General features: G+C 32.6%; 11 protein-coding genes. 8 read left to right on the forward strand and 3 right to left on the reverse strand.

Annotated features, from left to right (window positions below; genetic code table 11):
* The first annotated feature begins 159 nt into the window (after window positions 1–159).
* Both Q0856_RS07890 and Q0856_RS07895 read left to right on the forward strand, forming a co-directional pair.
* Entirely contained in the window at window positions 160–1812 is a 1653-nt protein-coding gene (locus Q0856_RS07890; RefSeq protein WP_298503964.1) for a sodium/sugar symporter, read from the forward strand.
* A gap of 117 nt (window positions 1813–1929) precedes the next feature.
* Window positions 1930–2772, forward strand: coding sequence for a hypothetical protein (locus Q0856_RS07895; RefSeq protein WP_298504041.1), 843 nt, complete (start codon window positions 1930–1932; stop codon window positions 2770–2772).
* 3 nt (window positions 2773–2775) lie between these two features.
* On the opposite strand, the gene Q0856_RS07900 is transcribed toward Q0856_RS07895, so the two are convergent.
* Window positions 2776–6489, reverse strand: a complete 3714-nt coding sequence (locus Q0856_RS07900; RefSeq protein WP_298503967.1) for a metallophosphoesterase — start codon at window positions 6487–6489, stop codon at window positions 2776–2778.
* A 56-nt stretch (window positions 6490–6545) separates the two neighbouring features.
* On the opposite strand from Q0856_RS07900, the gene Q0856_RS07905 reads away from it, so the two are divergent.
* A complete protein-coding gene (locus Q0856_RS07905; RefSeq protein ID WP_298503969.1) occupies window positions 6546–7745 on the forward strand; it encodes a Pycsar system effector family protein in 1200 nt (399 codons plus the stop codon).
* A gap of 1 nt (window position 7746) precedes the next feature.
* Here Q0856_RS07905 and Q0856_RS07910 read toward each other — a convergent pair whose 3' ends face one another.
* Window positions 7747–10137: a GAF domain-containing protein gene (locus Q0856_RS07910; RefSeq protein WP_298503972.1), complete on the reverse strand. Its 2391-nt coding sequence runs from the start codon at window positions 10135–10137 to the stop codon at window positions 7747–7749.
* 97 nt (window positions 10138–10234) lie between these two features.
* On the opposite strand from Q0856_RS07910, the gene Q0856_RS07915 reads away from it, so the two are divergent.
* Window positions 10235–11134 (forward strand): metallophosphoesterase, encoded by a 900-nt coding sequence (locus Q0856_RS07915; RefSeq protein WP_298503973.1) that lies wholly within the window; start codon window positions 10235–10237, stop codon window positions 11132–11134.
* Between the two features lie 10 nt (window positions 11135–11144).
* Here the strand turns inward: Q0856_RS07915 and Q0856_RS07920 are convergent, their stop codons facing one another.
* Window positions 11145–11870 carry an energy transducer TonB gene (locus Q0856_RS07920; protein ID WP_298477486.1) on the reverse strand — a complete coding sequence of 242 codons (726 nt, stop codon included), beginning with the start codon at window positions 11868–11870 and terminating at the stop codon, window positions 11145–11147.
* A 430-nt stretch (window positions 11871–12300) separates the two neighbouring features.
* Between Q0856_RS07920 and Q0856_RS07925 the strand changes: the two genes are divergently transcribed.
* The 4 genes from Q0856_RS07925 to Q0856_RS07940 all read left to right on the forward strand — a co-directional run bounded on the left by Q0856_RS07925 (window position 12301) and on the right by Q0856_RS07940 (window position 15999).
* On the forward strand, window positions 12301–12951 hold the full coding sequence (locus tag Q0856_RS07925) for a hypothetical protein (RefSeq protein ID WP_298503975.1): 651 nt from the start codon (window positions 12301–12303) through the stop codon (window positions 12949–12951).
* A gap of 109 nt (window positions 12952–13060) precedes the next feature.
* On the forward strand, window positions 13061–13765 hold the full coding sequence (aqpZ, locus tag Q0856_RS07930) for an aquaporin Z (protein WP_298477480.1): 705 nt from the start codon (window positions 13061–13063) through the stop codon (window positions 13763–13765).
* A 108-nt stretch (window positions 13766–13873) separates the two neighbouring features.
* Window positions 13874–15190 (forward strand): gluconate:H+ symporter, encoded by a 1317-nt coding sequence (locus Q0856_RS07935; RefSeq protein ID WP_298503977.1) that lies wholly within the window; start codon window positions 13874–13876, stop codon window positions 15188–15190.
* Window positions 15191–15360: 170 nt separating this feature from the next.
* Entirely contained in the window at window positions 15361–15999 is a 639-nt protein-coding gene (locus Q0856_RS07940; protein WP_298503980.1) for a hypothetical protein, read from the forward strand.
* Window positions 16000–16008 lie beyond the last annotated feature (9 nt).

Raw genomic sequence — 16008 nt, forward strand, 5'->3', positions numbered from 1 at the left:
AAAAAATAGAAAAATAAATTAATATGTTAATTAAACATTGTATTTTTTATCATTATTAAATTAACTGTATCTTGTACGTTTATTTAACATTTCCATGAACATATTTAAGACTCAACACTTATATGTTTGTAAAATAATTTAACAACCAAACGAAAAATTATGACCACAGCATTTGAATTTTGGGACTACTTTATCTTTGTTGCCTATGCAATATTAATTTTAGGAGTAGGTCTTTGGGTTTCCCGTGACAAAAAAGGGCACCAAAAAAACGCAGAAGATTATTTTTTAGCTAGTAAATCTTTACCATGGTGGGCCATTGGAGCCTCTTTAATTGCGGCTAACATATCTGCTGAACAATTTATCGGAATGTCCGGTTCCGGATTTGCAGTAGGCCTTGCTATTGCTTCTTATGAATGGATGGCTGCCTTAACTTTGATTATAGTAGGTAAATACTTTTTACCAATCTTTATTGAGAAAGGTTTATATACTATACCGGAATTTGTAGAAAAAAGATTTTCTACAAACCTTAAAACCATTTTAGCGGTATTTTGGATCGCCCTATACGTATTCGTAAATTTAGCGTCCGTACTTTATCTTGGTTCTTTAGCTTTAGAAACTATCATGGGGATACCCATGGTATATGGAGTTATTGGCCTTGCTCTTTTTGCTGCTGCTTATTCTCTTTACGGAGGTTTATCTGCTGTTGCTTGGACCGATGTTATTCAGGTTGTATTTTTAGTTTTAGGTGGTCTAGTAACGACTTATTTGGCGTTAAATACTGTTTCTGGAGGAGAGGGAGTATTTGCTGGTTTACAAACCGTATATGATGCAGTTCCAGATAAATTTGAAATGATTTTAGATAAGTCTAACCCAGAATACAAAAACCTTCCAGGAATTGGTGTTCTTGTTGGTGGTCTTTGGGTTGCGAATTTATACTATTGGGGTTTTAACCAGTACATTATACAAAGAACCCTTGCTGCTAAATCTCTCAAAGAGTCTCAAAAAGGTATTCTTTTAGCTGCCGTATTAAAACTAATTATTCCTTTAATAGTTGTTCTTCCTGGTATTGCTGCATATGTTATGGTTAATGATCCTCAAATTTTAGCAAGTTTAGGTGATGCTGGTTTAAAAAACCTTCCTTCCTTGGACCAAGCCGATAAAGCATATCCATGGCTATTACAATTTTTACCTACTGGACTTAAAGGTGTTGCATTTGCTGCATTAGCCGCAGCTATAGTTTCTTCTTTAGCGTCTATGCTTAATTCCACTTCTACCATTTTTACAATGGATATTTACAAGCAATATATAGACAAAAACGCTAGTGATAAAAAGACCGTAAATGTTGGTAGACTTTCTGCTGCTGGAGCCCTAATTATTGCATCTATAATGGCCCCATTATTAGGTGGTATTGATCAAGCTTTTCAATTTATACAAGAGTATACCGGAATTGTAAGTCCTGGTATTCTAGGGGTTTTCTTATTAGGTTTATTCTGGAAGAAAACAACAAACAAAGCCGCAATTATTGGAGCTTTAGTTTCTATACCTATTGCCATGTACTTTAAAATAGCACCAAATGGATGGTCTACTAGCGCTATGTTTGTAGACGTTCCTTTTATGGATCAAATGGGGTATACTACATTGTTAACAATGTTAGTAATTGCTACTTTAAGTTACCTGCAAAATAAAGGTCAAGATGATGAAAAAGGTATTGAAATATCTAGTGGATTGTTTAAAACATCTCCTTTATTTACGATTGGCTCTTTTGCTGTTATGATTGTTCTAGTAGCATTGTATGCCATGTTCTGGAACTAAAAAATTATACGTATAAGTCTATACATGGGCTATTATTAATTTGTTAAAAGATTGATAATAGCCCATTATATTTTCATTAATCTTAATACCTTCCACAGCATTTAAAGATTAAAATTGATGAAGTTTTTTGCCCCTCTCTTTGCCCTGTTTATATTTTCTTGCCAAAGCAAGCTTTCAACCATTACAGAATTACCCAAAGATCTGAATGAAAACTCTGGAATTGTTTCCTTTAACGAAAAATTTGTTTGGTTTGTAGAAGATAGTGGTAATGCAGACAAAATATACCAAACTAATTTTAAAGGAAAAATTACAAAAACCTTAGAAATAAAAAACGCTACAAATAAAGATTGGGAAGATTTAACTAAGGATAAACAAGGTAATGTTTATGTCGGAGATATTGGAAATAATCATAATAAACGTAAAGATTTAGTTATTTATAAAATAGCTAATCCGGAAGAAGAAAAAGGTAAAAAAACTAAAGCTGAAGAGATTACGTTTTATTATCCTGAGCAAAAAAAATTCCCTCCCAAAAAGAAGTATTTATACTATGATGCCGAATCTCTTTTCTATAAAAATGGCTATTTATACATAGTTACTAAAAATCGTTCGCATCCATTTGATGGAAAAGCTTTTGTTTATAAAGTTCCCGCGAAAAAAGGCCATCATAAAGCCGAACTAGTAGATACTCTTAACCTGTGTAAGGATTGGAATTTTTGTCAAATCACTTCTGCGGATATTTCCCCCGACGGCAATCAATTAGTCCTTCTAAGCTACGGCAAATTATTTGTTATAAGTGATTTTAAGGGCGATACCTTTTCTAAGGGCAAAATAAAGACTATAGATTTAGGAACATCAAATCAATTAGAATCTGTTTGCTTTTTAAACAAAAAAACTTTGTTGCTCTCCGATGAAAAAAAAGGTCCTACCGGCAGAAACATGTACTCATTTAATCTGGATTAATTCTTAAAAGCCAAAACCAACACCAAAAGAAAACCGTACTCCATCATCACTACTAAATAACGCTAGTTTTATTGCGGCAATATCTGATGCATTTAGAAAAAATCCACCCCCAACAGAGGTATGCCATTGGTTAGAATCTAAACCTGGATACCAGACTTTTCCATAATCATACCCTCCATAAACCCCCATAGTAATAGGTAATAACTCTGTTTTTATTCGCCTTAAACTATAACGTATATCTGTATTTTGAAAGTATGCCGTTTTTCCAGTAAATCTTTGATTTCTAAAGCCACGTAACCCATTTATCCCTCCTATACTGGCAGCTTGGTAAAACTCATAACCATTACCTATGTTAAAATGCGCTTTCCATTTTGTTGCAAATACTAAACGCCCGCTAGGTATTATTTTATGTGTAATAGATAAACTAGGAATTACGTAACCGTAGCTACTTATAGCTCCACTAACATTACTTTTATACCCCGTATGTAACGAGGTAGCCATACCCATAGTAGGAAAAGCTGCATTATCATTATTTTCATAACTATACTCCGCATCTACACCAACAAAGCTTTTACTATTATCTATTTCACTGGCCATCAAAAAGGTATTTATAAATCTATTTTCCGTTTCCTCTACTTCTATAGATTCATAAGAAATTCCTGTTCTGAATTTTGACCCCAATTCTCCTCTCCAAACTAGTGAAGGGGCGAACTTTAAAGTTTCTAATTTTACCCTATTATAATCTAACTCTAAATCGTCATCAAAATTTTCTGTTTCATTTCCATAATCAAAGAAATTAATACTAAAATTAGGGCTTGTAAGCTTCGCCAATATTTCCATATTAGCTTTACCTATGGCATTAGCAAATTCTCCTGTATATTGAAAATCAAAGCCATTCGTAGCAAAATAAAATTGAGCATTTAAAATATGCCTTCTTGTAAAAGGGTTTTGTCTAAACCCTTCGTACGTATAGGTATTAGATATACCCAATCTAAAACCATCATCTGGATTACTCCCTATAGTCGGAATTAATTGATTACTTGTTCTTTTAAGCTTAATTGGTTGGTAGGTGTTTGTTTCATAATCTGTAGTAAAACGAACTTTAGCCCCTTCTGTGTTTTTTAATGTATTCTTTTTAAGTTTATTATCATAAAGGTATACCCCCTTACTACTAACCACATCGTAAATATCATTATTTTGACCACCAATAATCCTAACCTTTGGCATATCTCTAGAAACATTTTTTACTTCAAAATAATCATCATCATCTAAGCCATAAATCCAAATTTCTTTGGTTACACTTTTTTGGTATTCTTTACTAAAGAATTGCTTTCCTATTTTGCCGTTTTTAATTCTATTCCCAACTACTTTTAAAGAACCATTTGGTTGTCCTGTAATAGTAAAATGGTCGTCTTTATCCGTTCCTGTAATTGTCGAAAATTTATTAAGCAAAGTATAATACGTTTCCGCTGTTTGCACTAAACTCTTTTTCCGAGAAAGTAATATTCTTTTTAACTCTTCGGTATTCTTCCCTCGAACTTCCTCGGGAAAATTTAAAAAAGCCTTATCTATTACTTCCGAAGTAATATTCTCTTGTAAATACCTAGCTTGTTTTACCCATAATTCTACATTTGTTTGTGGAAGAAGTGCCATATCTAATGCAAAAGTCATCGGCGATCCATTAAAGCCTTTTACACTTCTTATTTCTTCTTTAAAACCTTCCATTAAAGAAAGAGAAGGAATTGCTCTTGTAGCAAAACTCATAAAAGCACCATCTCCCATTATTGAGAAAGTTTGATCCCTATCTCTTGGTACTGGCCTATACAACGTTTTTCCAGATTTCTTATCCTTAAATTTTGCCCATCTCCATTGATCTACGTGCCTATCCCAATCTCCAATAAGCATATCAAAAAGGCGCGCTTTTACATATGCCGGTTCATCGATATTAAAATCTTCATCCTTTCTTAATTTTTTTAGGAGATCATCTGTACTTTCCATTTTGTTAGCGTACCCAAAACTCTCCTTATCTCCATGTCCATCATCTGTCCTCTCTTCAATCATATATAATTGATCTCCGAACTCATCCGTAAAATCTTTTATAGCTTCTTGTTTGGGTATATAATACAAAACTGGATTGGTATGGTATATTCCAACGGCATCAGATAATACACCTACTGTAAATGGGGCGTAAGGATGTGAGCCAGTATAAAAATCTAACAATAAAGATTCTGTATACGTATCTGCAAATTGCCCTACTACATATTGCTCCTTAAAGGCCATTGCTTGCAAGTAGACTTCCGCACTTTTACGCAAGGCTCGCATTACATATTCTTGCCCTTGCTCATTTACTAGACGTAAGGATTTAGACTGATGCCCTCCTCCTTTTCTTATTACTCTTAATCCTCCAAAAAGAGTATCTAAATTTACGGTTGGTGCCGAAACTTCCGTTGCATATATATTTCTATAGCGTTCTCCCCATAGCCATTTATAAAAACCCGATTTAGAAACTTCATCGGCACTATAAATAGATGCTTTTACTTTAGGTGGAAAGGTAGTAGAAAATTTTCCATTTTGTACTACAATATCTGGAGTTAGAACTTGCGATTTGTACAGAAATTTTTCTGTTCCGTCGTCACCCACTCCATAAAAACGAACTATAGAAGAACCATCTTTATAAACATCTAAAACAGCATAACCCATTCTTCCTGTAGAAAACTTGCTACCATTTAACAATCTAGAACCTTCTGATTTTGCACCACCTCCGCTAACAATTTGCGGAAGGTTTTCTTCTACAATATATTGTAATGAATGTTCGTGCCCTGATGCAAAAATGACTTTTTTAGAATATTGAGCTAAAGTTACCAGCCTATTTTTTAGCTCTCTGTATTTACGATTATTCATATCCTCGACAGAAGCACCTGTTGTTTTACGTAACACATTTACCAAGGTTCCTATAAAAGGTAATGGAATCTTAGAATGACTAGGATAAATGTTTTTTTTAAAAGTAGTTTGCCCTCCATGAACACCATAACTAAACACAGGATGGTGTATGGCGATTATGGTGGTTTTATCTTCATTTTTTTTAATTAAGCCTTCTATCTCTTGAAAAAACTTTTCGCGATCCTTAATCTCACAATTATCATTAATATTTGGATGCTTATTCCAATCTGCCAAGTACCATTCAGAATCAATTGCAATAACTACTACTTTATCGCTTATTTCTATTTTCTTTATAGGACATCCGTCTTTAGGAAAAAAAACATCTTTACTTCCCAGAGATTTTTCAATATAGTTTTCTTCTCTTTTTAATCCTTTTAAACCCTCACTATACCAATCATGATTACCTGGAATAAAAATGGTATTTCCTTTATAATCTGATAAAGATTTAAGTTGCGCATCTAAATGATTTTTAGCAATTATAAACCCCTCCTTATCTTTTCTTTTATCTGGTAAACCTGCCGGATATATGTTATCTCCTAAAAAAATAGCGGTACTATTTTTACCGGCAGTAGTCAATTTTTTCTTCCACAATTTTAAGGCAGAATTTAAATCTCCCTTAGGAGATAACCCTGCGTCTCCTATGAAATAAAAAGTATGTTCTTTTTCTTTGGTAGTAGGAACATCTGACATATTTACTAATGCTCCAAACCTGTCCTTTTTAGTAGCACAACTTCCTAAAATACATATTGCTACTAACAAGAAGTAATATTTTTTCATAACTATGCGCTTCAATATAAAATTTGTACTTTGTGGTTTGATTACAATCTATAATTATGTCGCAAATAATTGAAAAAGCTAAACAATTTGTTGAGGATTTATTATCTAATCAATTAGATTCTAATTTTCTTTATCATAATCTGAGACATACACAACGAGTAGTTAAAAGTACTAAAGAATTATTAGATTCTATTGATTTACCTGAAACAGAAAAAGAAGTTCTAACCCTTGCTTCATGGTTTCATGACACTGGTTACACCATGGGATGCGATAATCATGAAGAAAGCAGTTGCAAAATAGCACGTGAGTTTTTAGAATCTGTTAACTATAATGCGGATTTAATAAATAATGTTCAAGAATGCATTATGGCAACCAAACGTTTTGCCGAACCCCAAACTATACATGAAAAAATTATAAAAGATGCAGACGCCTCTCACTTCGCTCAAAGCAGTTATTTAGAAACTTCTGAGTTTCTAAGAGAAGAATTAACTTGTTTAAATATAGCCGATTACACGCAAAAAGAATGGTTAAACGCCAATATTAAAATGTTTAAAAATGAACATATATACTATACAGATTACGCTATAAAAAATTGGCAACCCAAAAAAGAAAAAAACTTAAAAAAACTTTTAAAAGAAAAAAAAACAGAAAAAGAAATTGCGAAAAAAGAATCTTTAAAAGCCAAGTATAAAACTGATAGTCCGGATAGAGGAATACAAACGCTATATAGAGTAACTCTTAAAAACCATATTACACTTAGTAATATAGCAGATACTAAGGCAAACATTCTATTGTCTGTAAATGCTATTATTATTTCTTTAGCCCTTTCTAACCTTATTCCTAAACTAGATAACCCATCTAACGGCTACCTTATTTATCCTACTGTTATTTTTATAATATTCAGTGTTATATCTATGGTATTGGCTGTTTTAGCAACTAGACCTAATGTAACAAGTGGAGAATTTACGGAAGAAGATGTAAACCAAAAAAAGGTTAATCTTTTGTTTTTTGGTAATTTTCATAAAATGCAACTAGAACAATACGAATGGGCTATTAATGAATTAGTAAAAGACAAACAATATATATATTCTTCGTTAACTAAGGATTTATATTTTTTAGGTCTTGTACTGAACAAAAAATACAAAATATTGAGATGGACATATACCATTTTCATGATAGGTATGGTAGTCTCTGTCCTGGCTTTTGCTATCGCCTTCCGCTATTTTGGACCAGAACGTATCCTAGAAACTCTATAGGCTAGTCCTTAATTTCTTGCATTAAGTCCTCATACGTGTAGGTTTTTTCTTCGGATTTATCTGTTTTATATAAAATCTCTGCTCGGATTGCTTTTAAGCCAGAAACACCTTGTAAACCTTCTATTTCAACAATTTCTATATTACTCGTAAAATATCCTTTTGATTTTAAAAAACGAATATATCTTAAATACTCTAACTCATCTTTTTTCTGAGAATACACTATAGCCAATTTACCGGTTTGTGTTAGCCGTTCTCTTGTACCTTTAATGTAGGATTTATCAATTCTCTTTTTAATAATCTCATATCTTGCATTATAGGTGCCATCTACATCAAACTGTTTTTCATCCATTCTAAAACGAATAGATAAAGAAGAATTATGTACCAAAATAAGAGAAGCCACATCTAATTGCACTGGCAAATTTTTTTTAAGACTATAATGTACATTTTCCATTTCGCACATAACTTGTAGCTGCCAAAGCCTTAAGTTATTTAAATACAACGAATTAAACTCTTTTCCGTCTGCTATAGAATCTCCAATATAGATATTGTGCTCTACTCCATCGGTTTTGTATCTTTCAAAATAATGCGGAAACATCTTTTGAGCTTCTAATTGCTTTTTATCAATTACGGAAGCCAATTTTTTATTAATCTGCATTACACTTTCGTCGTAGTTTTTTCTTTGAAAATAGTACGATTCTGTTTCTACATCAATGTTTTCTTCGTATTGAAGAATTTCCTTCTTTAAGCTAGAATCTGTTTTTTTTATATGATTGAAAATTGGAGTAATTTCCTCTTTAACAAAATCAAAAACACTTTGCTCGCTATTAGTATATAGCATTTCTTCTATACTATCTAAATGGTTGTTTACTCTAAAAATAAGTTCTTCATAAATCGGCAACCTATTTTTCTCCCATATATTAGTTAGCACTTTATTTATTTTTGAAAGCTGTACTATTAAATCCTTTTGAATTGCATTATTTCTTGCTTGTGAGGAATCTTTAATATCTATTTGCCCGTACAACGGAAAAATATCTTTAAAAACAATTTCTTTAAAAGAGGGTTGTTTCCCCTCCAAACCAGCAACCATAAATCTTTTGGCTTCTTCCTTAAACCTCCAGTATACAGAAGAATGTACGGTAGTACATTCGTGCTGAATTATGGCATCTATTAAATTTTCTTCCTCCTTTGCGGAACGCATTACAGCCGAAATTATAAAAGGCATTATGTCATTAAGCTTCTGGGCATTTACTCCGTTTAACTCATTAACATTAGTAGAAACCAACTCTACAACCCCCAATAATTCTTCTTTATTTGCAATAGGGGCAAAAATTGCACTTTTTATTCCTTGTTCCTTAAGGCTTTTAAATGGAGCTTGCCCGTTAGATTTTTTATAGGCCTTATCTACATCTGGAATAGCCAGAAAATTATTCTCTTCTATTAATTTACTATAAGAATTTTGGCATAAAGCTTCATTACAACACTCTATTTCTTTATTGTTTAACATAAAGCTATCCATATTCTTTCCTAAGATTTTTTCAAATCTTTGACTAGAAGAATTATAACTGACAAACCCTACTCTAATATCTCGGATATTAAAAAATGACCTAAAAGTCTCTTGCAAATTTTCTACAAAATTATCTTCTGAGGCTTTATCATTAGAAATTAAACTAGATTTTATTTCAGATATAGAATGTTCTGCAGTAACATCAAACAAATTAGATATCACAAAGCCTTTTGCTATAAAACTATTCGGCGGTATTTTTTCTTTCCAAACATCTATATTATCAAAATTCTCTAACAACGCATTTACGTCTTCTTGAGTAAGTTCTTTAGCCTTGTCTGTGGGAATAAGTTCCATAAAATCGGCATTGTATAAAATACGATAATGCCTCATTACTCCATTCTTATCTGGAATATCATAAAATAATGGCCGTTTTAAATCAATCTTAAATCCATAATGGATATTTAATATAACAGTACACCCTAAAATATAACTAAACTCTTCTGCAAGGCTCTTAATTTCTAATTTAAAATCAGGACCTGCATCTTTTAATATTTTTTCTAAACGAACACTTTTCTGAAAAATAGTATTATTATATGCAAAAGAAGCTGCTTTTATTTCATTCTCTCCCAATACTACAGAGAACGTGTCTTGTAATATTGTTTTAATAACGTCTTTATGCTTTTCTAGTAAATTGATGTCTGTAAACCCTTCTCTAAGTTCTGGATATGGTGCCTGAGCATTTAGAATATAATTAGCTTTGTGAGCTAAATATGCATCATCACTATTTGCCATTTCATCATAATGTTTCAATAACTTATTGAAACTAACTAATCTTACCAATGGAAAATCTTCTTCGTGTACTTCGGCAATGTTATTATTTATCTCCATAATAGCTTACAAATTTACAAAACATATGATAGAAATTTGTTAAAGCAATGTACACCCTATTTAGTATCTTTTTTAGATATTTATGAAAATTTAGATTATGTCATCCAATTTCAGGTTAACCAGAGCATATCAACAAGCCAAAGTGATTCCTTTTGATGATACTTCTAAATTTATTCTTTTTAGTGATTGCCATAGAGGAGATAATAGTTTCGCGGATGATTTTGCGAACAATAGAAATGTTTACTACCACGCTCTAAGACATTATTTTGCGAAAGGTTTTCATTATTGCGAATTAGGGGATGGGGATGAGTTATGGGAAAATTTAACCTTTAAATCTCTTTTTGAAGCCCATAAAGACGTTTATAAACTACTTAGAAAATACCATTTAGAAAATCGTTTGCATATGATTTGGGGTAATCATGATATGGTTTATAAAGATCCTAATTATGTTAAAAAACACTTATCTAGTTATTTTGAACCCATTGATGAAAAGGATAAAGAATTATTTAAAGATATTGTTTATAACGAAGCAGTTGTCTTAAAACATAAAGATACAGAACAAGAAATATTCTTAACACATGGACACCAAGCAGATTGGTGGAACTATACTTTTTGGCGATGGGGTAGGTTTTTAGTACGTGTGCTTTGGAAACCTCTACAGGTTTGGGGAATAGCAGACCCTACCAGCCCTGCAAAAAATTATACTGAGCTAATAAAAGTAGAAAAAAGAATAAAAAAATGGATTCTCAAAAACAACTTAAAAATTACGATTGTTGGCCATACGCATAGACCACGATTTCCGGAACCTGGGGATATTCCTTTTTTTAATGATGGTAGTTGCGTACATCCAAGAAGTATTACAGGAATTGAAATTGAAGAAGGAAATATTTCATTAATAAAATGGCAGATTGCCACCAAAATTGATGGCACTCTGCTCATTGTTAGAAAGGTTTTGGAGGGGCCGCAAAAAATTACAGACTACCAAACCGAAGGCTAATACAAATTATTTATTTTAAAACAAAGTTAATTGGTATACTATAAGGTACTGTCACTGCTTTACCTCTTTGCTTTCCTGGGGTCATTTTTGGTAAAGTGGTTACAATACGACTAGCTTCTTTCTCTAATCTAGGATCTGGTCCTCTAGTTTTTACTCTTGTAATATGCCCTCTACTATCGATAGCAAAAAGAACAAACACTCTTCCTTTTACACCCATTTCTGCTGCACTTTGAGGATATGTAAATTGTTTTTTTACATGAGCCTGTATGCCCTTTGTAAAACACTTTTTACGTTCTTCATTCGTTTTATACTTTTCACATCCAGGAAAAATTGGCACATTCTCAATAATAGCGAAAGGCACACTAATATCTTCCTCTTCCTCACCAACCTCTACATCATCAACATCCAAAATTGGAGCATCTACTATTGTGTCTTCACTAGATTCTGAACTTTCAATAATAGTTTCTTCTATTTCTTCGGTATCCTCAACTACTTCTATAATTTCTGGAGCAGCTGGTGGCGGTGGTGGTGGCGGTGTCTTTAATGCTTCGGTTTGTGGCACATCTTCATCTAAATCGTCTGCTACATTTAGCATTTCAACAACTAAATCATCTTTAGCATATGTTTTGTATTCCAAGGCTCTCCATGTTACAAATAATACTATAGTTAGGCCTATCACAAAAAAGAGGCCACTGTCTTTATTTAAATCTGCTTTTGGGTTTTTTTTAACTTCCATAATACACTGATTATTGTTTACAATAAAGGTACATGGTATCTAAAACCAGAAATATGATTTTTATCAGTTTAGAATAAAATCTCAAAGGTTTTCGCTTTTAAATCAATAATTATAATGGTGTTTTACTAACAATTCAATAAAAATTACATCGTTTATTACTTATTAAATAAGAAAAAGGCATTGCATATAGTTGCCCATATTACAATGCCTAGCCATCCAATGCAAGAAAATAATCAGTGTGGATTTATTCTATGCATTAAAAATACTTAAGCACCCTACCCGAAAAATCTACTTGGTTATGTACTGCTTCAAAGCTAAATGTATCCGATACAGAAATCAATGATATTTATCAGAGTTCCTAATTTGAAATATTAATTATTTTTATCCGAACTTTGTTTCTACAAATAAATTCTATTATAAAACACAAACCATGATTAAAAAATCATTCTGTATTGTCCTTGTAGCTCTTTTATTTACTTCTTGTTGGAAAAATAAAAGTCCTGAAGATTTAATTAGATTAAAAGATAAATTTAAATCGCAAGTTTCGACCTTTGAAAAGAAAAAAGAAAATGCCAATAAAAATGTAAATAAAGGATTAGAATCCTTAAATGCTTTAAAAAGTGCATTAGAAGACACTAAAAATGAAGACAAAGAATTTGCTAAGGTATATGGAGATTGGGAAAAAGTAAATAAAAGAGTAGAAAATTTAAATAAAGAATACGAAGATTTAAAGACAAAAGCATCTAATTTATTTACGGCTATGGAGAAGCAAACGAATAGCTTAAGTGATGCTACTAGTAAAAAAACCCTTTTGAATGCTATTAACAAAGCAAAGACTAAATATAATGCTACCCTTAGCAACACTTCTAAGGCTATTAGTAAGTTAAGGTTATTACACGGTGATGCTGTTGAAGTTGTTAAAGCTCTAGAAGTAGCCGCTGCTCTTAATTCTTTCGACAATATTAATAACCAAATGAAAAGTATCGAAGGAAGAGTAGATGGTATTATGCAGGAACTTAACGTTGCGGTTGTAGAAAGTAAAAAACTCTATGAAAAAAAGATAACCGAATTAGGGGAATAACACTAAAAACCAACACTTTACAGATTTCATTTTAATGTAGTTAGCGTATAATTTATTATATTTAAAGAACACTAACACTATTTATACATTAACATAAAAACATTAAAAAATGAAAAAATTAGTAGCAGAATTTATTGGGACACTTTGGTTGGTATTAGGTGGGTGCGGAAGTGCCGTATTAGCAGCAGGTTTTCCAGAACTAGGAATTGGCTTTGTAGGTGTTTCTCTTGCCTTTGGTTTAACTGTAGTAACCATGGCATATGCCATTGGCCATATTTCTGGATGCCATTTAAATCCTGCAGTTTCTATAGGTTTATGGATGGGAGGCCGTTTTAATAGTAAAGATTTAGTTCCTTACATTATAGCCCAAGTGCTCGGAGCTATTGCTGGTGCAGCAATTTTATACTTAATAGCTTCTGGCAAAACTGATTTTGAAATAGGAGATTTTGCAGCTAATGGATATGGAGAGCATTCTCCCGGAGGTTATAGTTTGATATCTGCTTTGGTTACAGAAATTGTAATGACATTTGTTTTTCTTTTTGTAATATTAGGAACAACACATTCTAAAGCTCCAAAATATTTAGCTGGTTTAGCTATAGGACTTTGTCTTACTCTTATACACCTAATTAGTATTCCCGTTACTAATACTTCTGTAAACCCTGCTCGTAGCACCAGTCAAGCCATTTTTCAATCTGTACTATCAGATGGTGGATGGGCAATGGGACAATTATGGTTATTCTGGGTAGCTCCAATTATTGGTGCTATTTTAGCTGGATTTGTTTATTCTACAATATCACCCGAAACAGAAAATTAATAGCTATTGGCATAAATCATATTCTAGCGCATTCCATTGGATTTTGGAATGCGCTTTTTTTTAAGGTATCTTTAAGGGTTTATCAACATAACCAATTACATTACTCCTATGCCCTTAGCAATTGTTATTTTTGGAATTATTTTACTTTTTATACTTATTGCCCAATTTAAGCTTAATGCCTTTATATCTTTTATAATAGTATCTCTTTTCGTGGGAGTTGCGGAAGGAATGCATTTAGAAAAAGTAATATCCGCTATACAGCTAGGTATTGGCAATACCTTAGGATATTTAATTTTAATTTTAGGACTGGGAGCAATGCTAGGAAAATTAGTAGCAGATAGCGGAGCTGCGCAAAAAATAACAACAGAATTGATTACCAAATTTGGTAAAAAAAATATTCAGTGGGCTGTAGTATTAACCGGTTTTATTGTTGGTATTCCTATGTTTTACACCGTTGGTTTTGTCATATTAATTCCCCTTGTATTCACAATTGCCGCTTCCACAAGATTGCCTCTTTTATATGTAGGCTTACCTATGTTAGCATCTCTTTCTGTAACGCATGGTTATTTACCTCCTCACCCTGCACCAACCGGTATTGCCGTAATGTTTGGAGCAGACATTGGCAAAACTCTTCTATATGGAATTCTAGTGGCAATACCCGCTATTATAATTGCGGGCCCCCTATTTTCTAGAACAATAAAAAATATTGAAGCCAAACCTTTAAAAGAATTTTTAAGCCCTAAAGTTCTAACGAAAGAAGAAATGCCTAAAACAAGTACTAGTATACTTACTGCTTTATTACCGGTCATTTTGATAGGTTTTTCTTCTGTAATAAAACTATTAGCATCTGAAACTAGTAGCATAAGAAAAATTGCAGATATTATCGGAAACCCCGTTATCGCAATGCTACTTGCAGTATTAATGGCCATCTATACCCTAGGTCTAGCCCGAAATAGAAAAATGAAAGATATTATGGATTCTATTTCAGTTGCCGTTTCTGGCATTACGATGGTTTTGTTAATAATTGCGGGCGCAGGAGCATTAAAACAAGTACTTATTGAAAGCGGGGTGAGCGATTATATTGGCGACATGCTTAAAGGTTCTTCCATTTCCCCTTTACTTTTAGCTTGGTTAATTGCGACAGTAATTCGGGTTTGCGTAGGCTCTGCAACTGTTGCTGGTTTAACTGCAGCTGGTATTGCATTGCCTCTTATTGAAAATACAGGCGTAAGTCCAGAACTTATGGTATTAGCTATAGGCTCAGGAAGTTTAATGCTCTCTCATGTTAATGACAGCGGGTTTTGGTTGTATAAAGAATATTTTAATTTATCGGTAAAAGACACTTTAAAAACTTGGACGGTAATGGAAACTACTGTTGGCGTAATGGGATTAATAGGGGTCTTAATTCTTAATACTTTTATTTAAAATCTACTATTTTAACAACCCCTTAAAACCCCTATGGCAGGGTATTTGTTATATTTACCTCGATAATCGAGATTTAAATACTCCTAGATTTAAAAATTAGTATACAATTTACATCTAATGGTTTGGCTCTGGGATAGTTTACTTCTAATTAACTTGTGTATATGATGCCCATGAATAAATTATGTTTTCTTTCTTTTTTCTTATTGGTATTTTCTTGGAGTAGTGCGCAATCAGATTTACCTACAGAAAATCCTTTAAGCATTAAGGCAGAAGAAAACGATACTAAAAGCAAAGGGCCTGTTCTAAATATTCCTTCCGTTATAAACAAACCTCCGGGTATAAACATAAAAGATTCTTTAGGCAGAAGACCTGTGAAAATGTTACCTGATAGAAAATTAGTACAAGCGGGACATGACTTAAAAATAGATACCAAAATAGGCCCAAGAGAACCGAAAGAAGGATCTAAAGACCATTTTGGTGATCAATATTTAGGAGACGTAAAAAACAATGGTGAATTTGTAGGTATTGTATGCAGAGATCATGAGTTTGTTGATGGTGATCGTGTAAAAATATGGCTTAACGGGGTAGTTGTAGAACATAACATTTTATTAACTTCCAGTTTTAAAGGTATTAATGCAGATTTAAAAAAAGGTTTTAACAGAATAGATTTTGAGGCCTTAAATACTGGCACATCTGCTCCTAACACTGCTCAAATAAATATATACGATGATAAAGGAGAATTAATTTATGCCAATAAATGGCTACTATCCACAGGATCTAAAGCCACTTTAATTATTACTAAAGAGTAATATTAAGTA

This window comes from uncultured Maribacter sp. (genome assembly GCF_947496775.1).
Lineage (GTDB): Bacteria > Bacteroidota > Bacteroidia > Flavobacteriales > Flavobacteriaceae > Maribacter_B.